The organism is Terasakiella sp., assembly GCF_048267425.1.
GTDB lineage: Bacteria > Pseudomonadota > Alphaproteobacteria > Rhodospirillales > Terasakiellaceae > Terasakiella.
Window position 1 is genome coordinate 579,686 of record NZ_JBLWXN010000002.1, and the last position, 23,620, is coordinate 603,305.

The window sequence follows — 23,620 nt, forward strand, 5'->3', positions numbered from 1 at the left end:
CTTTAGCGACGCTGATCCTGAATAGCGTTGAACTTGCCATCTGCAAGCAGCGCAATATCAGAACGTGTCATGCCAAGGTCTTTCAATTCACGGTCACTCATAATGCTCATTTCATAGCGAATGCGGTGACGCTCTTTCAATTTTGTGAATTGTGCAATGACAAAGTCTTCAAAACGGGTCAGCAATCCACCTGTCAATTCGACATGGCGGCTACCGTATGACGTAATCGGATAAGGTAAACTCATAGAACTCGTCTCTCTCTTGTTTGTAATATTTCCAGTTCCTATTACGCAGAGATAGGGTCTATTGTTCGCAGTCGCAACTATATTTTGTGCATTGCAGCATTACCATCTTTGCATAGCTCAAACGCCATGCATGTTAAGCCATTGAATTGCTTCGCGAGGATGGTTGACATAATCGGTTGGTTCTTGCGGTGGGCGCTGTATCATAATCACAGAAACACCCTCCAGACGGGCAGCTTCCAGCTTTGCACGCGTTGCATCGCCCCCACTATTTTTGGAAACGAGTAATCGAATCTGCTTCTCACAGATCAACTCGCGTTCCGCTTCCACAGAAAAAGGCGGACGTGCAATCACACATTCATAATTGGCAAGCGGCAACTTTTGCGCCGGCTCATTCATCAAACGGACAACCATCGCCACATCAGCAATACCGTCAAAGGCCGAGAGTTCCTTGACACCGATCGTTAAGAAGGTTTTTACACCGAAGGCCGCAACCTGACGGGCGGCTTCCTCCATATCTGGGACATCCAACCAACGATCCCCAATTTGTGCCCGCCATTTATCGCGCCACAGGATCAAAAACGGAATTTCCAAATCCTGTGCGGCCACATAGGCATGCATGGATATTTTTTCAGCAAATGGATGGGTTGCATCAATCAGATGTGTAAAATTATTTTCTTTAAGATAATTAATCAGACCCGATGCCCCCCCGAAACCGCCGACACGAATTTCACACGGTAAATCCGGCTGGTGCCCTGTCACCCCGGCATAGGAAATCACGACCTCGAGCTTATTGCCAAAAACATCAACGACCTGTTGGGCCAACTGTGCAGCTTCCCTGATGCCCCCAAGAATCAATAACTTTTTATTCGGCATGTCCAACAATATCTCCAAAACGATTGATCGCAATGATCTCGATATGACAATGACCGGAGACAACAGCTTGTGCAACTTCTTTGGCGCGACAGGCAACCAAATCTCCCAACGCAATATTATGGTCAAGTGCCAGCATCAAAACTTCCAAAGCCGTATTGGCGTTGCGGCTTTGATTTTGCAAATCTTCATTGGCACCGGCTTCTTTCATCCATTGGGCAAGACGGTCAAAATCAAGACGTGATCGTGATGAATGCAAATCCATCTCGCCTTGTGCCAGTTTGCACAATTTTGCAAACCCACCGCATAGGGTTAATTTATCAATCGGTTTTTGTCGGACATATTTTAAAACGCCTCCGGCGAAATCTCCCATGTCAATCAGCGCACTTTCTTCAAACCCATATTTTGCCACCACGGTTTTTTCAGACGTTGACCCGGTCGTTGCCGCCATATGGCCAATCCCCAATGCACGCGCCACATCAATACCGCGATGAATGGAATGGATCCATGCCGCACAGGAATAAGGCACCACGATCCCGGTCGTCCCCAAAACCGACAAACCACCAAGAATACCAAGGCGCGGGTTCATGGTTTTTTGCGCCAATTCCTCCCCCTTGGTAATGGAAATAGTGACGATCACATCGGGGTTTTCTTGAACTTCATTTAAATTATCCGTTATCATCTGACGCGGCATGGGATTAATCGCCGGTTCCCCCACCGCCAGCGGCAATCCCGGTTTCGTTACCACGCCAACCCCGGCACCATTTTTAAACACAATGCCGTCGCCCGGTTTCCCTCTTTCAACATGCACGACAATTTCAGCCCCGTGGGTGATATCCGGGTCATCCCCGGCATCTTTAATCACCGCAGCCCATGCGGATTGTTCATTTACCCCCTGACGGTTCAGACAAAAAGACGGGGTCTGGCCTTTGGGCAAGCGGATTTGCACAGGATCGCAAAATTCACCTGTCAATATCGCACCATAGGCCGCACGTGCCGCTGCGGTTGCACAGGCACCTGTCGTCCATCCTTTTCTGAGTTCTTTTTTATCCATAATCACAAAATAACCATTTTCTGAGGTTTGTCATCGTCTGCTTTTTGGAGTATCACAAGAACATGGAAAATTTGACACAGATATCATTCCCCGAATTCCAAACAGGAAGCGTCTGGCTGGTGGGGGCCGGACCGGGTGATGTAAGACTTTTAACACTTTATGCCTATCACGCGTTGCAACAAGCTGACGTCATTGTACATGATGCCTTGGTTGCACCTGAAATACTGGCCCTTGCTCCTTCCAACACGATTTTGGAAGGTATGGGCAAACGCGGCGGTAAGGCATCGCCGAAACAGCACGAGATCACCCAGCGCCTGATTGAACTGGCGGGGCAAGGCAAACGGGTTTTACGCTTAAAAGGCGGCGACCCGTTCGTTTTTGGCCGTGGTGCAGAAGAAGCCTTACCTATTTTAAAAGAAAACATCCCGGTGCGCATCGTCCCCGGTATCAGTGCCGGCATTGCAGGCAGTGCCTATGCCGGTATTCCGGTCAGTGACGGACAATCCAATCAGGTGATCAGTTTCGTTACCGGACACGATACATCCGGTCAAGTTCCCGCCGTCAACTGGAAAGCCCTTGCTGATAGTTCCCCCGTCATCGTCTTTTATATGCCGATTAAACATATCGATAAAATCCAGCGTGAATTGTTAAATGCAGGACGAAAACCGGATGAATTGATATCTGTCATTTCCAACGCAACCACATCTGCGCAACAAGTACTGGAAACCACTTTGGAAAATTGCGCTTTAGATTTAGAAAACTCTAATGTAAGATCACCTGCCATTATGGTTGTCGGCCCAACGGTTGGTTTCCGGGCGCAATTGATGAATTGTTTTAACTAGGTAGTAAACTGATGGAATCTGAACTGCTTCTTATGACAATGCTGCAAGCGGGCTTGGCCCATTGCACAGTTGTTGTCGAAGATAACGGCAGTTTGCTCATCAGCCTATTTATGGCGGGGCTTGTCGGAAGTGCAACGCATTGCGTCACCATGTGTGCCCCTTTTGTCTTATCGCAAGTCACCACCCGACTGGAACATATTCCCCTTTCCCAAATGTCCGAATTTAAACGGATCAGCGGGGCGGCGCTGCTGCCTTATCATCTGGGGCGCATGACAACTTATATTATCTTGGGTTTTTTCGTTGGATTACTCGCCCAAGGGGCCATTCAGTTCAGCGGTCTGAAATGGATTTCTGCCGGATTACTGCTGTTTGCCGCCCTTTTCTTTTTAGGCTACGCCCTGAAAAGATTAGGCGTCAGCTTCCCCAACATGCCCTTCTTCGGCACGCAAAACCGACGTGAAAAAAGCGCACTTTCTGATAAACTGGGACAAATCCTCAAACCGTTTTTTGCACAGCCAACCGGATTAAACGGTTATTTTTTAGGGATCGGTCTTGGCTTTTTACCCTGCGGATTGTTATATGGTGCCTTGGCGGCTGCCGGGGCGACAGGGGATTTTGTTGCCGGTGCGTTTGGCATGGCCGCCTTTGCGCTAGGGACAGTGCCGAGTTTAATGGCGATCGGGTTTGCCGGTCATCTCGTCGGGCAAAAATGGCAACAGGTCGTTACCGATCTTGCCCCAATGCTTTTGATTATCAACGCCGGTGTCTTGGCCTATCTGGCCTATACATTGGTGATCTAACAGAAAAGGTCTGAAAATGGGTTCTCGCACACGGATTTTATTGTACTTCATGGTCGCAGCCATTTTTCTGATTGTCGGCATTACCATGCGCCTGCCACAATTGATGGACGATTCCGGTAGTCAATCCAGCGGCGAAGTCGCCATTGGCGGTGCGTTTGAACTGGTCGACCCAAAAGGTAATCTCGTAACAGACAAAGACCTGCTGGGATCCTACACACTTATTAATTTCGGCTATACATTCTGCCCGGATGTCTGCCCAACAGGCCTTCAAACAGCCGCGATGGCGTTGGATATGTTGCCCAAGGAAAAAATGAACAAAGTCGTTTCCCTGTTCATTACCATCGACCCGGAACGCGACACACCAAAAGTCATGGGTGAATATACAAAACATTTCCATGAAAGCCTGATTGGCCTCAGTGGATCAACCGAGCAAGTCGCCAAAGCTGCCAAAGCTTATCGCGTCTATTATAAAAAAGTCGCCGAAGACGGCAAAGCAGCAGATGATTATCTAATGGATCATTCCGCGTTCCAATATCTGGTTGGACCCGATGGTAAATACCTGACCCATTTCCCACACGGTATTTCACCGGAAGATATGGCGAAAAAACTGGAAGCCTATATCAAGTGAGCACCGGCAAAGGACTGATTATCGCAGCCCCCAATTCCAACAGCGGTAAGACCTTTATTACATTGGGAACATTGCGCGCCTTGGCTCGTAAAGGCGTATCGGTTTCATCCGCCAAGGTTGGCCCCGATTATATTGACCCGGCCTTTCATGGGGCGGCAACAAAACGCCTTTGCCCCAATCTGGACGGCTGGGCCATGCGCGAAGACAGCCTGCATTACCTGTTGGACAATCTCGCCAATCAATCAGACCTGATTGTGTGCGAAGGGGTGATGGGCCTGTTTGACGGGGCAACCCTGCCCGCCAATTCCCCTTCCAACAAAGACGGAAGTCCTGCCGATATTGCCCGACGAACTGGCTGGCCTGTGGTCCTTGTGATTGATGCCAACGCCCAAGCCGCATCAGCCGCCGCCCTGATCCACGGCTTTGCAACCTTTGACAAAGATGTCCATATTAAGGGCGTAATCTTCAACAAAGTCGGTGGTCCGGGACACGTTCAACTGCTGAAAAACGCCTGTGAAACCCATATCCCACATATTCAGGTTTTAGGCTACGTTCCACGTAAAAACGAACTTGCCCTACCCGAACGCCACCTCGGCCTTGTTCTGGCAGAAGAACATCCCGAACTGGAAGAATTTTTAAACAAGTCCGCCGACTTCCTTGAAGACCACATTGATCTGGATAATCTCGTTCAATTGGCAGAAAGCAGCTTTATTCCCCGTGTGTGTGAACGTAATGCGTTCTTCGCCCCGCTTGGACAACGTATCGCCATTGCCAAAGATAAGGCATATGCTTTTGCCTACCCTGCTCTTTTGGAACATTGGCGTAACGCAGGGGCGGAACTGACGTTTTTCAGCCCGTTAAAAGACGAAACACCGGATCAAGCCTGTGATGCCATTTATCTGCCCGGCGGCTATCCCGAACTTTACGCCACCACACTGGCCGGGAATGCTGATTTCCTAAATGCCTTGCGCAGCCATCACGACAAAGGCACCCTTATTTTTGGGGAATGCGGCGGCTATATGACCTTAGGTAAAGTTCTGACTGACCGGGACGGGCGCGCTCACGAGATGGCAGGCATTCTGGATCTGGAAACCTCCTTTGCCAAACGTAAGCTTCATCTGGGTTATCGTGATGTTGTGTGCAAAACGGATACCCCTTTCGGCTCCATTGGTCAGCGCCTGCGCGGGCATGAATTCCATTATGCCACCATCATCAAAGAAGAGGGAACTGCCCTTTTTGAGTGTACGAATGCATCCGGGGTTACACTTGGACCGTCCGGCTTAGCACGCAATAATTGTTTCGCATCCTTCTTTCATTTGATAGATTCGTTCTAAAAGATAGCTGTTTTCAAAACATTATTTTTACTTTACTCTCTCTGCATACAGGATAAATCATTTTATTTATTCTAATTATAGTTGGGGAGGGAACTATGCGTATGGATGAAGGCGACATCCTGATCACGTGGGATCGTGCGTTTAATTTGGGTATTGAAGAAATTGATCAAGACCATATTGTCTTAATCGATCTGATTAACGAATTAAACAATCTTGTAAAAAACAACGCATCGCATGATGATATTCAGGATGTACTGGATCGCACCGTTACGCATCTCGACATTCATTTCACCCGTGAAAATGATATCATCCGCCAATGTCAGCCCAATGCTGAAGGTGAAGAACATATCCGTTTCCATAGTGAAACGCTGATCTATTTCACAAATATTGCAAAGGCTCATAAATCGGACCCCAATTCCTTAAACATCCGGGATCTACTACATGCCTTTTATGATCGCCTCATCGACCATATTGTCGATAGCGACTATAAAATGCGCGACGATCTGGAACGGGTAGGTCTGATTGAAAGCGATCATGCCAATCAGTCCTTTATAGAAAGTTTTTTGGATAAGTTCCAACTCACCCATCGTATTGCTGCCCTTGCCGTTATCCCCTTAGCCATCATGCTTTATTTCGCAAGTGATGCTGTTTTGGAAAAACGCTCCACAGTGCAGGAAATGGAAAAGATCGAACAATTGTCCTCTATGGCAAACATCTTTTCAAACCTGGTCCATGAACTGCAAAAAGAACGCGGCACCTCTGCTGGTTTTCTGGCCTCCAAGGGAGAGGCTTTCGGTGACGAAGTCAGTGAACAACGCAAGAATACGGACAGCAAAGCCAGCCGTATCAACGAAGCTTTCTCAATCGGTGAGCGGGTCGGATTAACAAAAGACATCAAACGCATTCGCACCTTGTTGGACGAACTCCCGCAATGGCGTGAAAAAGTATCAGCGCAACAAGTTAGTGTTGCCCAAGAAGTCGGATATTATTCCGCCCTTAATAAGGCCTTGCTGAATTCGATTGCCTCCCTGTCAAAAATTTCCAGTGATCTGGATCTCTCCAACCAGATCTCGGCATTTGTAAACTTCCTGCAAAGTAAAGAACGCGCCGGGATTGAACGTGCCAAAGGGGCTGCCGGTTTCGGTAGCGGCCAATTCAGCCCTGCCTTGCTAAAGGACTTTATCAGCCTGATTGCCGTGCAAGATACCTATATGAACGTTGCCCATTCGTTTGCCACACCAACCGTTACCGATTTTATGGATAAGACCATCAGCGGCCCGGCCATTGATAAGGTCAACGAAATGCGCACCGTTGCTATCGACAGTCAGGTCACGGGCGATCTTAAATCCATTACCGGACCACAATGGTTCGACACCATTACACAAAAAATCAACCTCTTGAAAAAGACCGAAGATTTTATGGCAGAGACATTGCGTCACTCTGCTGAAAGCGTAAAATCCAATGCACATACCAGCTATATCAGCCTATCCATTTTTGCATTGCTCATTACGTTTGTTCTGATTGTTTTGATGGTCGTCCTTATCCGCAGTGTCGTGGTTCCGTTAAATTCTTTGCGTCATTCTCTTGAACGACTGGAAGAAGGCCAAACAGAGACCATGATTGCCGGACGCCACAAATCGGATTCCATTGGCCAAATGGCTCGCTCGATCCAACGTTTCAAGGAAAGCATCATTCGTAAAAACATGGCGCAGGCAAAACAAGGAATTGAACAAACCGTTCGCGAACGCACAAGCGTGCGCCGTTTGCAGATGACTGATATCTTCCGCGACGAAGTGGCCCTTGCCTTACAACAGATGGGCGATGCAGCGACTCAGTTGGAACACCACGCACAATCCATGTCTGCCGCCACAGAACAATCGCGCTCGCAATCCGCAACGGTTGCTTCTGCAGCCAGCCAAGCCACATCCAATGTGGAAACGGTTGCGGCAGCGGCGGAAGAACTCTCCAGCTCCATTCAGGAAATTTCCCGCCAAGTGGTGCATTCTTCCACCATTGCAAACCAAGCAAACGGAACAGCACGCCAAGCCAGACAGACCATTCAAGGTCTGGCAGATGGCGCCCATCAAATTGGTGAGGTTGTTCAAATGATTACCGATATCGCCGAACAAACCAACCTTCTGGCCCTGAACGCAACCATCGAAGCGGCACGCGCGGGTGTTGCGGGTAAAGGATTTGCCGTTGTGGCTTCCGAAGTGAAGAACCTGGCAAACCAGACTGCCAAAGCAACCAATGACATCACCCGTCAAATCACAACCATTCAATCCGACACCATACGTGCCGTCGAAGCCATCGCCGGTGTCACGCAGACAATTGAAGAAATGAACGATGTCACCACGACGGTTAGCTCGGCAGTTGATCAACAGGGCAGCGCAACCCGCGAAATCAGCCAGAATGTGAATGAAGCGGCAACTGGCACCCGCGATGTTTCGAACAACATCGAAGGTGTCGCCCAAGCCAATGAAGAAACCGGGCGTATGTCCGAAGAGGTTTTCGTTTCAGCCAAGCTTGTTGCCGATAATACTCATAAGCTTGAAGACAAGATCAAAACCTACCTTCAAGACATGGCAAGTGCCTAAAACATTTATAAAGACTGCCTGTGTTGAGCTTCACGCAGGCAGTCTTCTTTTTCTGCCCGACATCCACCGACACACCACCAATCTTCTATTTCTTTGAGAACTGCCCCCATCCGGGGTCCGGCTGCGAAACCACAGGCCAATAAATCAGCCCCCTGTATCGGAAAAATAACCGGGTCAACCTGCCATCGATCAATCAAGGCAAGGACCTGTTGTTCACGCGGACCAATACCGCTGAACCCTTTTTCCGCCCAATATAAAAACAACTGATCACGCGCCGCAACCGCCCCGTTACGATAGAGAAAACATCGCAGTTCATCTTGCCCTTTCATCGGGTCAAGCAAATTTTCTGTACATCGCGCAGCCCGCAAACGCTTTTCAGCCGCCTTGGACAAGCGAAACCGTTTTGCCACCGCTGTCATCACATCCTGATTATTTGGCAGCAAACAGGCCAAACGACGCAGCCCATCCGGCTGATCTTCGAAGGCACATAACATTTCAAGCTGAGGGTGCGGCAAAACATCAGGAATGATCTTTTGAAGAATGTCATGCCTGATCATCATATCCACCCATTTTGCCGGGCGCGGCGCTTCCAGCAATCGTAAAAATTCTTGCGAAATCCGTTCCCCGGACAACTGTTTTAACCCTTCCGCCAGTTTTTCGCAGGCTTGCAATCCTTCGGGATCTATGGTGGTTTTTCCATAGTAGGCATTGAAACGAAAAAACCGCAGCAGGCGGAGATAATCTTCGCGAATACGGTCTTGCGCCCCCCCAATAAAACGGACCCGCCCGGCCTTTAAATCCGCCTGCCCGTCAAACGGATCATAAAGCGTTCCGTCTGCATCAAGGCTCATGGCGTTAAAGGTAAAATCGCGCCGTTTGGCATCTTCCAACCAGTCTTCACAAAAGGCAACCGTCGCGCGCCGTCCATCGGTGGAAACATCCGAACGCAATGTGGTAATTTCAAAAGAACGCCCCTCACAGACCGCCGTCACCGTGCCATGCTCGATCCCGGTTGCAATCGCCTTAATGTCGTTCTCTTTCAACAAACCCAAAACAGTTTGCGGCAATTCAGGCGTTGCGATATCGATATCATTAATCGGCTTTCGCAAAAGGGCATCGCGCACACATCCCCCGACATAACGGGCCGGACGACCACGCGCGCCCAAAACATTCATCACACGTCTGCTGGCAGGATTGCAAAACCAATCCTGATTAATAAGATCAAACATTGTTATTCGTCACGAATGATATGACCGGGGACAACTTTACCATCTCGAAAGACCGGTGGCTGATAAACCCCGCCCGGCTTTTCCCCATCCATCACATTAAAGAAGACAAGGCCGATCCCCATCAAAACCACACCGATCCCGAATAGCCGCAACCACGGCCCTTTGGTTAAATCGATATGATGGGCTTCCTCACCCGCCTTTTTTTTGTGATATAGTTTCCAGACCAGATAAAGCGCGGTCGGAAAGGCCAATGGAAGAATATATTGCAGCAAAAAGCGCATTATTTCACACCTGACAATACGTCATAAAAATTTCGGAGCATCCCGGCTGTTGCCCCCCAGATATAATAATCGTTATAGGGCATCGCCCAAAAATAACGTCTTTTCCCCATAAAAATACGTGAACATTTTTGATGGTTGGCGGGATCCATTAAAAAGGATAACGGGACCTCAAAGACTTCGGCAACTTCATGGTCATCCGGGTCTGTGGGATAAGGGAAATCCACCAGACCGACGATAGGCGTAACCCGAAATCCCGTGCGTGTCACATAATCGTTTAACTGTCCGATCACTTGAATATATCGATCCGGCAAACCGACTTCTTCTTCGGTTTCGCGCAGGGCGGCATGCATCGCCGTTTCGTCGTCTTCTTCGGTATGCCCACCGGGGAAACTGATCTGGCCGGGATGGTTGTTTAAATGGTCGGTTCTTTTGGTAAACAGGACACTCAGTTCATCATGGCGTTTAACGATGGGAACAAGAACCGCAGCTTCGCGATTATCCGGTTTCGGTCGAAATCCGTTGAGATCATGGTCCCCGCGAATATCCTGAGGATCGGGCTGATAAGATGCAAAAAAATCGCATAAACTCTCTGGCGTTAGTCCTCGTCCAATTGTCCCAGTGGGAAAAATTCGTTGTTGCTCCATATTCCGAAATACACTTCCCCGTCTATTGTTTCTTCAACACCACGATTGACCAGTTCATAAAAAACGGCACGATTTATCTTTGCTTCAATGGGAAACATACCCTCACCCTGACGCAATGTCACGTACGGTGCGGGCTCACCTGTTTTTGAATCATGTTCCACACGAATGGGATTGTCCAGCCCAATGGGAACAACTTCGTCCACATTTGTGCGTAAAGACAATTTTTGATCACAGCCACATTCGCACGCAAACAACTCAACGGCAATAAAGGGCGCATCTTCTACGACGATTCTTGCTTTTTCAACCGGGGTTTGCAGCCAATAATCCCCATATTCATCACGTTTCAGAATACTTGCAAATAAACAGACCAATTCTTTGCGTCCAATCGGTCCCCCTTCGTGAAACCACGTGCCGTCTTTTGCAATTTTTATATCAATATCGCCGCACATCGGTTGTGCAGATTGCTGCGCATTGGATTGCGCAATCGTACTCATCATTTCTCGCTCCTCCCCAACTCACCCTTCTTTCACATAAATTCTTCAACAGATCACACATAATTGTTTGGTTTTCCGTACGTTCGAACCTATCCTTATTTTCAGAGCCGGTTAAAATTGCATTACTGACAAATGCAACCACATCTTTGAGATAGGACTTTTATCATGGCAAAACAAGGATATTTATTGTGAAAGACAATCCCAAAGCCGTTCAAGCCCTTGAAGCCCTCAGCAAACAAATGGCCACCGTGCACCGCGAAGTAAATGCCATTATCTTCGGTCAGGATCAAGTCATCGAAGAAACTTTGGTCAGTATCTTATCCGGTGGGCACGTCCTTTTAATCGGCCTGCCCGGTCTGGGTAAAACCCGACTGGTTGAAACCTTAGGTACCGTTCTCGGTCTGGATGAACGCCGTGTTCAATTTACACCGGACCTTATGCCCGGTGATATTATCGGGTCCGAAATTTTAGACGAAGACGACAACGGGAAACGCCATTTCCGTTTTGTCAAAGGTCCGACATTCTGCCAATTACTCATGGCCGATGAAATTAACCGGGCTAGCCCCCGCACCCAGTCGGCCTTGCTTCAAGCCATGCAGGAAAAACGCGTTTCCGTTGCGGGGCATTATCATGACCTTCCCCAACCCTTTCACGTTTTGGCCACCCAAAACCCGCTGGAACAGGAAGGCACCTATCCCTTGCCCGAAGCACAGCTGGATCGCTTTTTCATGGAGATCAGCGTCCAATACCCGGAACGTGATGCCGAACGCGCCATCTTGATGACCACAACGGGCAACGATAACAAGACACCCAAACGCATTTGTAGCTCAGCAGAACTCCTTCAGGCACAGACCTTGTTGCGTGATATCCCGGTCGGCGAAAGCGTGGTCGAGGCCATCCTGACACTGGTGCGTGAAGGGCGCCCTGAAACCAGTACCTTAAACGATGTGCAAAAACACGTCGCATGGGGACCGGGACCGCGTGCCAGTCAGGCCTTAATGTCCGGCGTGCGTGCCCGATGCGTTTTGCACAACCGGTTATGCCCATCCATTGACGATGTCATCGCGTTGGCTTCCCCGATTTTGCGACATCGCATGGCCTTGAATTTTGCCGCCCGTGCCGAAGGGGTGTCGCTGGATACCATCATTGAACAATTAATCACGCGGACTATAAACGGATAGGATAGCCCCCATAAATGACACACCCACCCACCATACATCGTGCAGAAGCCGAATGCGCCGGATTGCCTGCCTTGTTGGTGGAGGCTGAACGCGTCGCAGCAACCGTGTCCCAAGGTATTCATGGTCGTAAGCGGCGTGGACAAGGCGATAACTTCTGGCAATTTCGCCCCTATCAAAGCGGAGAGTCCACCCGCGCAATCGACTGGCGGCAATCTGCCAAAACTCAACATCATTTTGTGCGCGAATATGAATGGGAGGCCGCCCAGACCGTCTGGTTATGGCGTGATCCTTCTGCCTCCATGAATTACAGTTCCTCCCCAACCCTTGTAAATAAACGTTATCGGGCGGAATTGATCACGTTGGCCCTTGCTTCCCTTCTGCTGCGCGGCGGCGAACAAATCGCCCTATTGGGAGATGCCAACCCACCGGGGCGCGGGCGGGCGGCCCTTTATCGCCTCGCAAGCATACTGGAACGTAATCGAAGCGGAAAAGACACCCTGCAAAGCCTGCCCGAACATGCCCATTTACCTCGCCACGGTGAACTTGTCCTGATCGGTGATTTCCTCTCCCCCTTACCGGAAATAGAAGAAGCCTTGAAACGCTATAGCCGCCGCCATGTGCGCGGGCATATGATCCAAATACTGGATCCGGCCGAAGAAAGCCTTCCTTTTGACGGACGAGTTGAATTTCAAGGCTTGGAAAACGAAGGCAGTGCCTATTTCGGAAATGTTGAAACCGTGCGCGATGCCTACAAGGAACGTTTGAAAAATCGCCGTCAGACCTTGAACCTGTTAGCTCATTCCTTGGGATGGAGCTTCCAGCGTCACGACACTTCGCAATCAGCCGCAAGCGCCCTTCTCAACCTTTACCTTTCCATCACACAAGGGCGGGGGACACAATGGAAGGGTTAAGCCAGTTTTCCTTTGTCAGCCCGTGGGCTTTCAGCGCCTTATTGTTTTTACCGCTATTGTGGTATGTGCTGAAAACCACACCGCCAAAGCCGAAAGTCATTCCTTTCCCGGCGGTCCGTTTGCTGCAAGAATTAACCAGCCAGCGCTTATTGGCAGCCAGGACACCTTGGTGGGTTCTCTTGCTGCGTGGGTTGCTGCTTTTATGCTTGATTATCGCATTGGCTGGCCCTGTTTTAAACGCAACGCAATCAAACCAAACCAGTCAAGTTCCCCATATCATTCTGATCGACAATGACTGGTCTGTCATGGATCGATGGGACCAACGCCATCAAGAATTGTTGCGGCTGGTGGCAAGTGCAAAAGACACAGAACAGTCCGTTTATATTATGGGGACCAGCCAGCCTGTACCATTTGAACAAAAACCCCATGATCGCCTTGTTTATGAAGCGGAACATCTGTCTGCGCACCCTTGGCCAACCGCGCATGAAGCGGTGTTGCATTCGATCAAAGAATTGCAATCCACGTTATCGACACAGCCCAAAATAAGCTGGATATCCAATGGCCTTAGCGATCCACAAGAGAACCTTTTTTTACAAAACCTCCTGCAAATCGGGGATGTCGAATATATTACGGAAAGCACCCTTCCCCCGTTACCCATTCTTCATAACGTCACACGTAAAGGCAAAGGTTTCCACATTGGCCTCACGGAACTGACCTTCCCCTCAAACAAAGCGTTGGAGCTTCAATTTCTGGATGGGGAGGCACAGGTTCTCCTGCAAAAGAAATATGAGTTAAAAGCTGGCGAGAGAGTTCACGAACAATTTATTGATATCCCACAAGAACTGAAAAGTCGGACAGAACGCATTCGCATTGCCGGATTTACAAACCCCGGTGCGCAATATCTGCTGGATGAAAAGTGGCGCGATCAAAGTGTGGGCCTGATTGCACCAAAGGGCAGCGATAAGGCACTTCTCGCCCCATCATACTATGTTGAGAAAAGCCTTGCCCCATACAGCCATCTTCAAATTGCATCCTTAAATAATCTGCTGGATCAATCACTCAGCCTGATTATTGATGTGGATTACACAGCCTTCCCCCCCCAACAGAACGAACGGTTGGAAAACTGGGTACAACAAGGTGGTATTTTTGTACGTTTTGCCAGCGCCCGAAAAAACGACACAAAAGACGGGACAAGTTTTGACCCGTTATTGCCCGTGCAGCTCATGCCCGGCGAGCGCACCTTTGGCGGCAGTCTCAGTTGGGACAAACCCCATCGCTTAGCGCCGTTTGACAGTCACAGTCCGTTTTTCGGCCTACCCGTACCGGATGACATTTCAATCAACAAACAAATTCTTGCCCGCCCCAGTGCCGATCTAAGCGAAAAGACATGGGCCCGTCTCAGTGACGGGACCCCGTTGGTTACCGCAGCACAAATAGGCCAAGGGTGGAGTATTCTTTTTCATATCGAAGCTGTTCCCGGTTGGTCAAAACTCCCCTTATCCGGGACTTTTGAACAAATGCTGAAAAGACTTTTAAGCCTGACAACACGCAAATCCACGGCTGTACAAGACGGGCCGCTTTCCCCTTATCGTCTATTTGATAGAAATGGTTTTTTAAGCGCTGCAAGCACGCAATTTACACCGATCACATCAAATGAATTGGAAAGTCAAAGCCCTGATTTTTCCCATCCACCCGGTTTATATGGAACATCTCAAGCACCAAGAGCTTATAACTTAGGTCCCTTTGTCAAAGATATGACGACCCTTGATTCAATTCCATCAACCGTCACACAACGCACCTTCCATAAGGCCAGCGAACAAAACCTGTCCCTTTGGTTCTTATTTGCTGCCTTCCTTTTGGCCTTGCTTGACTGGCTCTTAAGCATACGGTTTAAAACAGTTGGCGTTATAAGTGGGTCTGTCCTTGGTGTGATGCTTTTTTCCATCATGCCCGCCCACAGCGAAACAGATTGGGACAAGGCATTGGCTGCCGCCAATCAAATGCGACTGGCATATATGCAAAGCCATGACCCGCAACTCAACGAAACACTGGAACGAGGGTTAAACGGTCTGGGGGCGACTTTACGCAGGCGTACGGCCGTTGAACTGGCCCCGGCAATGGCGTTCGATCCTGAAAAGGACGATCCGTCCCTCTTTCCCATGATTTATTGGGCGATTGAGGATCAGCAAACCATCCTCAGCCCGCAAGCGACAGAAAAGCTCAATCGTTTTTTAAAAACCGGTGGATTTATCCTGTTTGATACAATGGGCCAAGATCGCCCCGCTTTATTGGCGCAGGCAACCGCAAATTTGGATATCGCCCCGTTGGACCCTGTGGGGGAAACCCACGTTCTGACACGTGCCTTTTATCTGTTGCAGCGTTTCCCCGGTCGTTTTGATTTTGATGGGGTTTGGGTAGAAAGTGACGGTGACACCAAAAATGATCGTGTCTCTTCTGTTTTAATCGGTCGCAATGCCTGGGCGCAAGCCTGGGCGCGTGATGACAATCTGCGTCCCTTATATCCCGTCATACCGGGGGGTGAATTACAACGCGAACAGGCTATGCGCTTTGGGATCAACCTCGTCATGTATATCCTGAGTGGGAATTATAAAGGCGATCAAGTCCATATCCCTGCTATTTTACAAAGGTTGGGCTTATGACGGAAATTTCATTCGCCCCCCTTCTTCCGCTTTGGTCCCTGTTCAGTTTGGCCGGAATTGTCTGCGTCTTGACAGTCCTGTCGATACGAAAAAAACAGCGTGGGGCCATCTTGCGTTTGCTGGGGGCTATCCTCGTTCTTCTGGCCCTGAGTGTCCCGCAAATAACGCGCACGGATACCCGACAAGAAAAAGATATCGCGTTTATTCTATATGACACCTCCACCAGTCAATCCCTTGGGGATCGCTGGGCACAAGGACAACAGGCCGTTGAAAAGTTAAAGACAGATGCCTCTGCCTATCAAGATCTGGAAATCCGAACCATTGATTTAGCGCCCCAACCCGACGAGGATAAATCAGGCACAAGGATCATCAATCGGATCAAGCAGGCCCTTGGCACCATAGACCCGGAACGATACGCTGGTAGCGTCCTCATCACCGATGGTCAAATTCACGACCTGAAGGACGCATCCAATCTGCCCGGCCCCCTTCATGTTCTGATTACCGGCAGTAAAAAAGACATGGACCGCCGCATTGAAATTGTCGATGCACCACGCTATGCCATTGTGGGCAAACCTGTTTTTTTGCGTGTTCGTGTCCTAGATAATGCACAACCCAATGCAAACGCACCACTTTTTCTGCTGCATGAGAACGGTAAAAAACAACGTTTCACCCCGACAGAAGACGGCGTTCAAGAAACGGTCTATATTGCAGATCATGCGGGAAGACAGGAACTTCTGCTGGAAACGCCATCCCTTGAAAATGAACTCAGCCTCAACAATAACAAAGTGGCGCTGAGCATTAACGGGGTGCGCGACCGATTGCGCGTTTTGCTCGTATCCGGGCAACCTCATCAGGGGCAACGAACATGGCGCAATATTTTACGGTCTGACCCGGCTGTTGATCTGGTTCATTTCACCATTCTGCGCCCGTCGGAAAAAGAAGACTTCACCCCCTTAAATGAACTGTCGCTCATTGCCTTTCCGGTGCGGGAGCTTTTTGAAGAAAAACTTAATGATTTCGACCTGATCATTTTTGATCGTTATTACAGACACAATGTCCTGAACGAGAGCTACTTTCAAAACATCGTGCGTTATGTTGAAAAAGGGGGAGCCTTGTTAATTTCTGCCGGACCGGATTTTGCAGGCGCGCGCAGCCTTGCCCAAACCGGGTTAAAAACCGTCTTGCCTGCCCTGCCCAACGGACGAATTCAAGACGATACTCCCTATCGCTTGCAAAAAACTGAACTGGGTAAACGCCACCCCATCACAACCCAACTCAGCAGCCCGCAAAAAGACTGGGGTCGATGGATGCGGATTGTGAACAGTCAAAACATTTCCGGTCAAACCATTCTGCAAAGCGAAGATCAACAACCGCTTTTGGTCGTGGACCGCATTCAACAGGGCCGTGTTGCAATGCTTTTAAGCGATCACCTTTGGCTTTGGGCGCGTGGGTTTGACGGGGGCGGTCCCCATAACGCACTGGTTAGAAACCTTGTACACTGGTTAATGAAGGAACCGGAACTAGAAGAAAACACACTGAGCCTGCGACAAAAAGACGAACAAACCATCGAAATTATCCGTCACAGCCTGACACCTGAAAACCCGCCCGTTCAAATCACCTTTCCCGACGGGACACAACAAAATGTCACATTGACAGCACAAGGCAAAGGAATCTTTAAGCAACAGCTGAATGCCCCGCAAATGGGCATTTATCACGCGGAAGATACAACACATCGGACCACGTTAATCAAAGGCAGCCTGAACCCGAAAGAACTGGAAGATCCCCGCGCAAGCGAAACCCTGATCGGCCCCCTTTCTGAAAAACTGGGGGGAAGCCTGCATTGGCTGGAAGACGGCATGCCCATGTTGCAACGGGTTTCCGTCAAAGGCGAAACGGTTGGTCGAAACTGGATCGGCCTGCCCAAGCGCCATAAAGAAAGCGTGCTTGGCATAAAGCGCAGCAATCTTGTTCCCCTCTGGATGATCCTGATGGGGGCCGCCGCTTTCTGGTGTTTGGCATGGTGGCGCGAAAGCCGTTAGCAAATCCCAAGCAACCTAAACCAGGTTGCGACGACGCCTTTGCATAAAATTAAAACTTTAACGAATATCTTCCCACGAGGGACAATTGCCAAACCAATCTTTCAGGAAGTCCACAAACAGGCGCACTTTTGCAGATAAATGTCGATTATGGGGATAAACGGCATAAATATTGATCGGTTCCACCTCATATTCTTCCATGACCGCTTCTAAAACACCATTTGCCAATTCCCGACCGACAATAAACGCAGGTGAAACCGCAACCCCGGCCCCATTCACCGCCATATCACGAATGATATCGCCATTATTGGCTTTCACATCCCCTTCAATCTTCACCAAGTGGGTCTTGCCATTTTCCTGATAAGACCACCCGCCACTATTGCGCGACAGGGTATATATCAAACAATTCATATCTTCCAATTGGCGGGGGTGCGTTGGTTTGGCATGTTTTTGCCAGTAGTCGGGCGATGCACACACCACCATCCGGCTAGAGCCGACTTTCTTCGCAATCAGGGAAGAATCAGGTAAACGGCCGATGCGAATGGCAAGATCAAACCCTTCGTCCACAATATCGACATAACGGTCATTGAGTTGCACATCGACGCTCAGGTCATCGTATTTTTCGATAAAGGCCGCAAGCGGTCGCCCCAGATGTTTCACGCCAAAACTGACCGGAGCACTGATTTTAAGATGCCCGCGCGGTTCATCCTGTAAACGGGTAATGGCAAGTTCAGCTTCTTCAGCCTCGCTCATAATCCGTTCGCAGCGTTCATAAAAAACCTGCCCGACTTCGGTTAAGCTCAGCTTGCGTGTCGTCCGGTTTAATAATCGAACACCAAGGCGGTCTTCTAAAAAAGTGACCTTCTTGCTGACCGAGCTTTTCGACATGCCTAGATCATCTGCCGCCTTCGAAAAACTGCCCGATTGCACCACCTGTGCAAAAATCATCATGCCTGTCAGATTGTTCATCGTTTCCCCATAGAAACAATTATGTTCCAAATTGCCCCATTATCATTTTCTATCGAACAGTACATCATGCAGCATGAATTTTGACAAGAGGAGAATAGGAAATGGGCCTACTCGTTGACGGCAAATGGCAAGACACATGGTACGATACCAAAAGCACCGGCGGAAAATTCAAACGTCAGGACAGCAGTTTTCGCAATTGGGTCAGCCGGGATGGCACCAGCGGTTTCAAGGCCGAAGCCGATCGCTATCGCCTTTATGTTTCCTACGCTTGTCCGTGGGCACATCGCACGCTTATTTTCCGCGCACTTAAAGGGCTTGAAGATATCATTGATGTGGTTGTCGTTGATCCCGTTATGAAAGAGAACGGCTGGATGCTCCCCGATGGCAATCCCCTGCACACTCTTTATACTCACGTTCAACCTGATTATACGGGCCGGGTCACTGTACCCGTTTTGTATGATAAAAAATCCAATGCCATTGTCAGTAATGAATCGGCAGAGATCATCCGAATGCTCAATACTGCCTTTGATGATTTTGCGACAAAAGAATGCGGTGACCTCTATCCCGCAGCCCTGCAGACCAAAATCGACGAGATCAACACATTCGTGTATCACAATATCAACAACGGTGTGTACAAAGCTGGATTTGCCACCACGCAAGATGCTTATGAAGAAGCCTTTGAAAACCTGTTTACCGCCCTTGATAAGGTCGAAGATATCTTATCGAAAAACCGCTATCTTGTCGGGAACCACATCAGCGAAGCCGACTGGCGCCTGTTTACCACCCTTGTACGCTTTGATGCCGTTTATGTCGGACATTTTAAATGCAACAAAAAACGCATCGTCGATTACCCGAACCTATGGGGATATCTGAAAGACCTCTATCAAGTTCCCGGTGTGGCCGAAACCGTCCATATGGACCATATCAAAACCCATTATTACGCCAGTCATGAGACGATCAATCCCACAGGTGTGGTTCCATGTGGGCCTGAAATTGATTTCACCGCACCACATGGTCGGGGGTAAAGACGCTCAGGGCCATTCATAAGCAGGGATATGAAGCGCCCTTGTATTTATATCCTGACAAACAAACCGTATGGCACACTTTATGTCGGTGTCACGTCCCATTTATTACATCGACTTTATCAACATCAAAATGAATATTTCGATGGGTTTACAAAACGTTATAAACTAAAAAATCTGATTTATTTCGAGATGTACGACGACATGGAACATGCCATTCGTCGTGAAAAATCCCTGAAACGCTGGAGACGGGAATGGAAAATTCAGCTTATTGAACAACACAATCCTTATTGGCAGGATTTATCGTTCAAACTTTCAATATAAATGCCGCAATAATGGATCCCGGCTCAAGGCCGGGATGACGTTTTGACCAAACTTCTCCTCCCGTCATCCCGGACAAGCGTTCGCGCAGATCCGGGATCCATTTAAGCGTCAAGGGCAATATCTGAATTTTCTGCATAAAATGTCTCTATTTAAATTATCAATCATTGGCTCGGGGTGTCTTCTCTTGCTCGACAGACGGTGGGCAGGTGTTACACCCACAGACGGAACCATTTTGGGCCGCCGGATATTGGTTGGTCCACTGACCGTTCCAGCCGCCATGTGATGCGCAGGTTTGTGGGCAAATGGCCCCGGCACGCGCATTGTCCGGGATCGGATAAATTGCTTCGATATCGCACCCGCACGCATAATCGGTCCGCGTCCCGGCCAGAATTTTATTCTGCATGGCATCAAACCAATCACGTGAATTGCTATCCAGTGAAAACAGGGTCGCATTGCTGTTTTCCACCATTTCCTTCATTTCCTGATATTTCGGATAGGTCTTTGAAAGCGTATCAAACACACTGGGACGCACCGGCATTAAGTATTGCGGGTAATCCTTGCCATCACCGGGACCAATACTGGCCGTAATGGTTTGCGCATCCGCAATGACATTGACAAGTTGAACCGCCAAATCGCGCGTGCCACGACTGATACTGGTCGGGTTAATCGCGATCAGGTCGGAATAAAACATGGTCGGGGCATCGGCATTGTCGGAGGCCGGAAAAGGTTTAATTTTTGTCGTCGCCCGTGTCTGTGCTGACATGGCGGAAAATGTCTCGGTATATCCGACAAAGACCCGTCCATATCCTTCGCTATACCATGTGCCACGGTTATAGGTATTGTCACCGGCCTTGGTCGCATTATAGAAACTGGTCATATCCATCATGGTACGCAAAAAATCCATTGCGGTGGGATCAATGGTTTCCGGCAGATTAATCGGCCAAGTCCCCTGAATACCGGCTTCGGATTCAATATAACGACAGGCCGCTGTCGAGGCCCCTTGCATATCAATCATCAATCCGCGGGGTCCTGGCGGCACCATGCTGGTAAAGGTACAGGTCTTTAAGGTTTGTTTTAACGCACTGATGGTTTGTGCGCTCGCAACGGCGCCATCATCTTCATGGTAAAACAGCACATTGGCGCAACCCAGCATAGGGACTGCCAAATAGCCACCGGACGGATTTTTCACACCATCAATAGCGTACTCAAAAAAATCCTGCTTGTTGAGAACTTCATCATCTTGCAACAGATCAACCGAGCCAATGCTGTTGAAATAGTTCAGGAACATGGCATCCATGACATAGACATCGGCGTTGGTCGGCGGGTTCATATGATAACCGCCGTCCCATTCATCAGATGTTAAAAAATGAAGGCTCACATCGGGTTGGACCTTTGCCCATTGCGTGGAAATCGCATCCTGAAACTGTTGTAAACGCGGCACCCACGGATAAAGCCCCACCGTCAGACTATCTACGGCACGGGCAATGGGGGCCTGCGCAACCAACCCTATTATGAAAAAAAATGTTATTAAGAAAATTCGAAACGTCCGTCCCATATTTGCCTCCATATTATAATGGTTGCAAATATCAGAACACAATCAAGCTTCCCTTTCAATAAGTCTTGGCGTCAATCGCGTTCTGCCGTAAAGACCCAGTCATTGCCTTTGGAAAGATCGTCGCGATAGACATAGCCGCCCAGATCGAATTTTTTAATGGCTTGCGGGTCTTCAAGGCGGTTTTGGATGATATAGCGCGCCATGGACCCACGTGCCCGTTTTGCCATAAGGCCAATGGTTTTTGCCACGCCTTGTTTGATCTCTTTAAAGACAGGTGTGATAATTTCTGCATCCAGTGCCTTCTTATCTACGGCCTTGAAATATTCGTTGGAAGCACAGTTGATCAAAACCTTTTGCGAGTGATCTTTCAAAACATCATTCAAACGTTGTGAAATCTGACTGCCCCAGAAATCGTACAAATTATTGCCGCGTGGGTTGGAAAGACGTGTTCCCATTTCAAGACGATAAGGCTGGATCAAATCAAGTGGACGCAACAAACCATAAAAGCCGGACAAAATCCCGAAATGCTTCTGGGCAAATTTGAAATCGTCTTCATTCAAGCTTTTTGCATCCAAACCAACATAGGTATCCCCGCTAAACGCCAATGCAGCTTGTTTGGCATTATCCGGGGTAAACGGCGTTGAGAACCCCTGAAAACGAGCATGGTTTAAATCGGCCAGTGCCTCGCTAATTTTCATCAGTTGTGATAAATCAGCCCGAGTCAGCTTACGTGTTGTTTGCGACAATTCTTCTGTATCTTCCAGAAAATAGGGCTGCGTATGGGATAGACCGGAAACCGGCGTATCAAAATCCAGCTTTTTTGCAGGGGAAACAACACAGAACATAATTTTATACCTTTTCTCGGGAAGACGTTCAGAATAAGTCTAAACTTATCCCAAACAGGCATTTGATCAAGCCTTTATGCCGAGCTTGCGTTTCAGAAAGGCAATTTTTTCCAATTGCTGTTCCACCCGGATTTGCTTGGTCATTAAATGCGGCAAACGCCCGTCGCGTTTCATAATGCGTTCAATTTTCTTGGCCCGTTCCAACAACCAGGCTTCGCGTTCCTTCAAAATCGCCGCATCGGGATGTTCTTTTTTGGGTTCCGGCAATGGTTCGGTTGGACGCGCTTTTTCCACAATCGCCGGGGTCAGGATCACATTGATTTCCGAAATACAATTGGTCGGCGTTGCGCTTAATATAGCGATTGAAATAATACTGCCATCCAAAACACCGATAGAACAGGGCCATGCTTTGCGTTCTTTATGATCAATAATTCCGTTAATGACCGTTAAGTCCTGTCCATAACTATCCAGACGACGATATAAATCCCGCACCCGGTCTAAAATGGCATCACGTCCAACAATGGCTTCCTGATCCGTTCGTGTAAAAACTGACTGACTTTCATCCAGCATATCGGACAGGCCAGTCAAATCGCGCTTATTAAATGCGTTGATATAGGCTTTGGTCAGGGCCAAGACCGCCTTGCGGCTGGGTTCTGCAGGCAATTGTCCCTTGTCGGAATATTTCTTTTCCGTCGGGCGTGCCGTTGAGACAACCGCCCCATTCAGCAAAACAGCAATCCCATTTATTTTGCCATTGATTTTGCAACTGATCACACAGACGGCAACGGGAATGCCGTTCATCAAACACAAAAGGCAGGGGCGCGCTTTACTGTTACCCAAATCAATAATTGCACTGATTAATTCCAGCTTTCGATTGCGTTCATCTGTGCGTTTAAAAAGCGTTTTGATCCGATGGAGGACATTTTCCTTACCGACAATGGTATTTTGTTCCTGTCGGCTAAAGATTACATTTTGATCATCCAAAAGATCCGCAATCGCCGCAAGGTCACGATTATTAAAGGCTTCCCCGTAAGCCTTTGTTGTCTCTAGTGTAACCACCCGGTTTTGCATCACATCCTCTTAAACAAACAAATTGCCT

23 protein-coding genes are annotated in these 23,620 nt (G+C 48.8%); 11 read left to right on the plus strand and 12 right to left on the minus strand.

Annotated elements, in window-relative coordinates; genetic code table 11:
• Positions 1 to 2: 2 nt before the first annotated feature.
• The 3 genes from ACN0VA_RS05920 to ACN0VA_RS05930 form a co-directional block, all read right to left on the minus strand.
• Positions 3 to 245 carry a DUF1127 domain-containing protein gene (locus ACN0VA_RS05920; RefSeq protein ID WP_188664579.1) on the minus strand — a complete coding sequence of 81 codons (243 nt, stop codon included), beginning with the start codon at positions 243 to 245 and terminating at the stop codon, positions 3 to 5.
• A gap of 117 nt (positions 246 to 362) precedes the next feature.
• Positions 363 to 1,118, minus strand: a complete 756-nt coding sequence (locus ACN0VA_RS05925; protein WP_417820255.1) for a cobalt-precorrin-6A reductase — start codon at positions 1,116 to 1,118, stop codon at positions 363 to 365.
• On the minus strand, positions 1,108 to 2,169 hold the full coding sequence (locus ACN0VA_RS05930) for a cobalt-precorrin-5B (C(1))-methyltransferase (protein ID WP_417820256.1): 1,062 nt from the start codon (positions 2,167 to 2,169) through the stop codon (positions 1,108 to 1,110). Before ACN0VA_RS05930 ends, ACN0VA_RS05925 begins: the two co-directional genes overlap by 11 nt.
• A gap of 62 nt (positions 2,170 to 2,231) precedes the next feature.
• Here ACN0VA_RS05930 and cobA point away from each other — a divergent pair, with 62 nt between their 5' ends.
• From cobA to ACN0VA_RS05955, 5 genes are all read left to right on the plus strand, one after another.
• Positions 2,232 to 3,011 carry a uroporphyrinogen-III C-methyltransferase gene (gene cobA, locus ACN0VA_RS05935; protein ID WP_417820257.1) on the plus strand — a complete coding sequence of 260 codons (780 nt, stop codon included), beginning with the start codon at positions 2,232 to 2,234 and terminating at the stop codon, positions 3,009 to 3,011.
• An 11-nt stretch (positions 3,012 to 3,022) separates the two neighbouring features.
• The gene (locus tag ACN0VA_RS05940; RefSeq protein WP_417820258.1) at positions 3,023 to 3,811 is read left to right on the plus strand and encodes a sulfite exporter TauE/SafE family protein; all 789 of its coding nucleotides are present in this window, start codon (positions 3,023 to 3,025) and stop codon (positions 3,809 to 3,811) included.
• Between the two features lie 16 nt (positions 3,812 to 3,827).
• The gene (locus ACN0VA_RS05945) at positions 3,828 to 4,439 is read left to right on the plus strand and encodes an SCO family protein (RefSeq protein ID WP_417820259.1); all 612 of its coding nucleotides are present in this window, start codon (positions 3,828 to 3,830) and stop codon (positions 4,437 to 4,439) included.
• Positions 4,436 to 5,773: a cobyrinate a,c-diamide synthase gene (locus ACN0VA_RS05950; RefSeq protein WP_417820260.1), complete on the plus strand. Its 1,338-nt coding sequence runs from the start codon at positions 4,436 to 4,438 to the stop codon at positions 5,771 to 5,773. Before ACN0VA_RS05945 ends, ACN0VA_RS05950 begins: the two co-directional genes overlap by 4 nt.
• Before the next feature lie 95 nt (positions 5,774 to 5,868).
• Positions 5,869 to 8,370, plus strand: a complete 2,502-nt coding sequence (locus ACN0VA_RS05955) for a nitrate- and nitrite sensing domain-containing protein (RefSeq protein ID WP_417820261.1) — start codon at positions 5,869 to 5,871, stop codon at positions 8,368 to 8,370.
• Between the two features lie 5 nt (positions 8,371 to 8,375).
• Here ACN0VA_RS05955 and ACN0VA_RS05960 read toward each other — a convergent pair whose 3' ends face one another.
• Genes ACN0VA_RS05960 through ACN0VA_RS05975 form a run of 4 tightly spaced genes read right to left on the minus strand, consistent with a single transcriptional unit; the run spans position 8,376 to position 11,021 of the window.
• Positions 8,376 to 9,599 (minus strand): CCA tRNA nucleotidyltransferase, encoded by a 1,224-nt coding sequence (locus ACN0VA_RS05960; RefSeq protein WP_417820262.1) that lies wholly within the window; start codon positions 9,597 to 9,599, stop codon positions 8,376 to 8,378.
• A 2-nt stretch (positions 9,600 to 9,601) separates the two neighbouring features.
• Positions 9,602 to 9,880 carry a hypothetical protein gene (locus ACN0VA_RS05965; RefSeq protein WP_417820263.1) on the minus strand — a complete coding sequence of 93 codons (279 nt, stop codon included), beginning with the start codon at positions 9,878 to 9,880 and terminating at the stop codon, positions 9,602 to 9,604.
• Positions 9,880 to 10,524 (minus strand): CoA pyrophosphatase, encoded by a 645-nt coding sequence (locus ACN0VA_RS05970; protein WP_417820264.1) that lies wholly within the window; start codon positions 10,522 to 10,524, stop codon positions 9,880 to 9,882. The genes ACN0VA_RS05965 and ACN0VA_RS05970 overlap by 1 nt, the downstream gene beginning before the upstream one ends.
• Positions 10,476 to 11,021 (minus strand): DUF1285 domain-containing protein, encoded by a 546-nt coding sequence (locus tag ACN0VA_RS05975; RefSeq protein ID WP_417820265.1) that lies wholly within the window; start codon positions 11,019 to 11,021, stop codon positions 10,476 to 10,478. Before ACN0VA_RS05975 ends, ACN0VA_RS05970 begins: the two co-directional genes overlap by 49 nt.
• Positions 11,022 to 11,257: 236 nt before the next feature.
• Here ACN0VA_RS05975 and ACN0VA_RS05980 point away from each other — a divergent pair, with 236 nt between their 5' ends.
• From ACN0VA_RS05980 to ACN0VA_RS05995, 4 genes are read left to right on the plus strand one after another with little or no spacing between them, the layout of a single operon-like run.
• Entirely contained in the window at positions 11,258 to 12,199 is a 942-nt protein-coding gene (locus tag ACN0VA_RS05980; protein ID WP_417820318.1) for an AAA family ATPase, read from the plus strand.
• Between the two features lie 14 nt (positions 12,200 to 12,213).
• Positions 12,214 to 13,110 carry a DUF58 domain-containing protein gene (locus ACN0VA_RS05985; protein ID WP_417820266.1) on the plus strand — a complete coding sequence of 299 codons (897 nt, stop codon included), beginning with the start codon at positions 12,214 to 12,216 and terminating at the stop codon, positions 13,108 to 13,110.
• Positions 13,098 to 15,770: a DUF4159 domain-containing protein gene (locus tag ACN0VA_RS05990; protein ID WP_417820267.1), complete on the plus strand. Its 2,673-nt coding sequence runs from the start codon at positions 13,098 to 13,100 to the stop codon at positions 15,768 to 15,770. Before ACN0VA_RS05985 ends, ACN0VA_RS05990 begins: the two co-directional genes overlap by 13 nt.
• Entirely contained in the window at positions 15,767 to 17,809 is a 2,043-nt protein-coding gene (locus ACN0VA_RS05995) for a hypothetical protein (protein WP_417820268.1), read from the plus strand. Before ACN0VA_RS05990 ends, ACN0VA_RS05995 begins: the two co-directional genes overlap by 4 nt.
• A 57-nt stretch (positions 17,810 to 17,866) precedes the next feature.
• Here ACN0VA_RS05995 and ACN0VA_RS06000 read toward each other — a convergent pair whose 3' ends face one another.
• Complete coding sequence (locus tag ACN0VA_RS06000) at positions 17,867 to 18,775, minus strand: LysR substrate-binding domain-containing protein (RefSeq protein ID WP_417820269.1); 909 nt, start codon at positions 18,773 to 18,775, stop codon at positions 17,867 to 17,869.
• 101 nt (positions 18,776 to 18,876) lie between these two features.
• Between ACN0VA_RS06000 and ACN0VA_RS06005 the strand changes: the two genes are divergently transcribed.
• Positions 18,877 to 19,800, plus strand: coding sequence for a glutathione S-transferase family protein (locus tag ACN0VA_RS06005; RefSeq protein WP_417820270.1), 924 nt, complete (start codon positions 18,877 to 18,879; stop codon positions 19,798 to 19,800).
• 30 nt (positions 19,801 to 19,830) lie between these two features.
• Positions 19,831 to 20,121: a GIY-YIG nuclease family protein gene (locus ACN0VA_RS06010; RefSeq protein ID WP_417820271.1), complete on the plus strand. Its 291-nt coding sequence runs from the start codon at positions 19,831 to 19,833 to the stop codon at positions 20,119 to 20,121.
• Here the strand turns inward: ACN0VA_RS06010 and ACN0VA_RS06015 are convergent.
• The 4 genes from ACN0VA_RS06015 to ACN0VA_RS06030 all read right to left on the minus strand — a co-directional run bounded on the left by ACN0VA_RS06015 (position 20,105) and on the right by ACN0VA_RS06030 (position 23,592).
• A complete protein-coding gene (locus tag ACN0VA_RS06015; RefSeq protein WP_417820272.1) occupies positions 20,105 to 20,257 on the minus strand; it encodes a hypothetical protein in 153 nt (50 codons plus the stop codon). The genes ACN0VA_RS06010 and ACN0VA_RS06015 overlap by 17 nt on opposite strands.
• Before the next feature lie 21 nt (positions 20,258 to 20,278).
• Positions 20,279 to 21,676, minus strand: coding sequence for a thiamine pyridinylase (bcmE, locus tag ACN0VA_RS06020; RefSeq protein ID WP_417820273.1), 1,398 nt, complete (start codon positions 21,674 to 21,676; stop codon positions 20,279 to 20,281).
• A 71-nt stretch (positions 21,677 to 21,747) separates the two neighbouring features.
• On the minus strand, positions 21,748 to 22,521 hold the full coding sequence (yaaA, locus tag ACN0VA_RS06025; protein ID WP_417820275.1) for a peroxide stress protein YaaA: 774 nt from the start codon (positions 22,519 to 22,521) through the stop codon (positions 21,748 to 21,750).
• Between the two features lie 66 nt (positions 22,522 to 22,587).
• Entirely contained in the window at positions 22,588 to 23,592 is a 1,005-nt protein-coding gene (locus tag ACN0VA_RS06030) for a hypothetical protein (protein ID WP_417820276.1), read from the minus strand.
• Positions 23,593 to 23,620 lie beyond the last annotated feature (28 nt).

What these genes read in the sequence shown, in the direction of transcription:
- ACN0VA_RS05920 (WP_188664579.1), bottom strand. Translation starts at nt 245, where the DNA reads ATGAGTTTACCTTATCCGATTACGTCATACGGTAGCCGCCATGTCGAA.
- ACN0VA_RS05925 (WP_417820255.1), bottom strand. Translation starts at nt 1,118, where the DNA reads ATGCCGAATAAAAAGTTATTGATTCTTGGGGGCATCAGGGAAGCTGCA.
- ACN0VA_RS05930 (WP_417820256.1), bottom strand. Translation starts at nt 2,169, where the DNA reads ATGGATAAAAAAGAACTCAGAAAAGGATGGACGACAGGTGCCTGTGCA.
- cobA (WP_417820257.1), top strand. Translation starts at nt 2,232, where the DNA reads ATGGAAAATTTGACACAGATATCATTCCCCGAATTCCAAACAGGAAGC.
- ACN0VA_RS05940 (WP_417820258.1), top strand. Translation starts at nt 3,023, where the DNA reads ATGGAATCTGAACTGCTTCTTATGACAATGCTGCAAGCGGGCTTGGCC.
- ACN0VA_RS05945 (WP_417820259.1), top strand. Translation starts at nt 3,828, where the DNA reads ATGGGTTCTCGCACACGGATTTTATTGTACTTCATGGTCGCAGCCATT.
- ACN0VA_RS05955 (WP_417820261.1), top strand. Translation starts at nt 5,869, where the DNA reads ATGCGTATGGATGAAGGCGACATCCTGATCACGTGGGATCGTGCGTTT.
- ACN0VA_RS05960 (WP_417820262.1), bottom strand. Translation starts at nt 9,599, where the DNA reads ATGTTTGATCTTATTAATCAGGATTGGTTTTGCAATCCTGCCAGCAGA.
- ACN0VA_RS05965 (WP_417820263.1), bottom strand. Translation starts at nt 9,880, where the DNA reads ATGCGCTTTTTGCTGCAATATATTCTTCCATTGGCCTTTCCGACCGCG.
- ACN0VA_RS05970 (WP_417820264.1), bottom strand. Translation starts at nt 10,524, where the DNA reads ATGGAGCAACAACGAATTTTTCCCACTGGGACAATTGGACGAGGACTA.
- ACN0VA_RS05975 (WP_417820265.1), bottom strand. Translation starts at nt 11,021, where the DNA reads ATGATGAGTACGATTGCGCAATCCAATGCGCAGCAATCTGCACAACCG.
- ACN0VA_RS05980 (WP_417820318.1), top strand. Translation starts at nt 11,258, where the DNA reads ATGGCCACCGTGCACCGCGAAGTAAATGCCATTATCTTCGGTCAGGAT.
- ACN0VA_RS05985 (WP_417820266.1), top strand. Translation starts at nt 12,214, where the DNA reads ATGACACACCCACCCACCATACATCGTGCAGAAGCCGAATGCGCCGGA.
- ACN0VA_RS05990 (WP_417820267.1), top strand. Translation starts at nt 13,098, where the DNA reads ATGGAAGGGTTAAGCCAGTTTTCCTTTGTCAGCCCGTGGGCTTTCAGC.
- ACN0VA_RS05995 (WP_417820268.1), top strand. Translation starts at nt 15,767, where the DNA reads ATGACGGAAATTTCATTCGCCCCCCTTCTTCCGCTTTGGTCCCTGTTC.
- ACN0VA_RS06000 (WP_417820269.1), bottom strand. Translation starts at nt 18,775, where the DNA reads ATGAACAATCTGACAGGCATGATGATTTTTGCACAGGTGGTGCAATCG.
- ACN0VA_RS06005 (WP_417820270.1), top strand. Translation starts at nt 18,877, where the DNA reads ATGGGCCTACTCGTTGACGGCAAATGGCAAGACACATGGTACGATACC.
- ACN0VA_RS06010 (WP_417820271.1), top strand. Translation starts at nt 19,831, where the DNA reads ATGAAGCGCCCTTGTATTTATATCCTGACAAACAAACCGTATGGCACA.
- ACN0VA_RS06015 (WP_417820272.1), bottom strand. Translation starts at nt 20,257, where the DNA reads ATGCAGAAAATTCAGATATTGCCCTTGACGCTTAAATGGATCCCGGAT.
- bcmE (WP_417820273.1), bottom strand. Translation starts at nt 21,676, where the DNA reads ATGGGACGGACGTTTCGAATTTTCTTAATAACATTTTTTTTCATAATA.
- yaaA (WP_417820275.1), bottom strand. Translation starts at nt 22,521, where the DNA reads ATGTTCTGTGTTGTTTCCCCTGCAAAAAAGCTGGATTTTGATACGCCG.
- ACN0VA_RS06030 (WP_417820276.1), bottom strand. Translation starts at nt 23,592, where the DNA reads ATGCAAAACCGGGTGGTTACACTAGAGACAACAAAGGCTTACGGGGAA.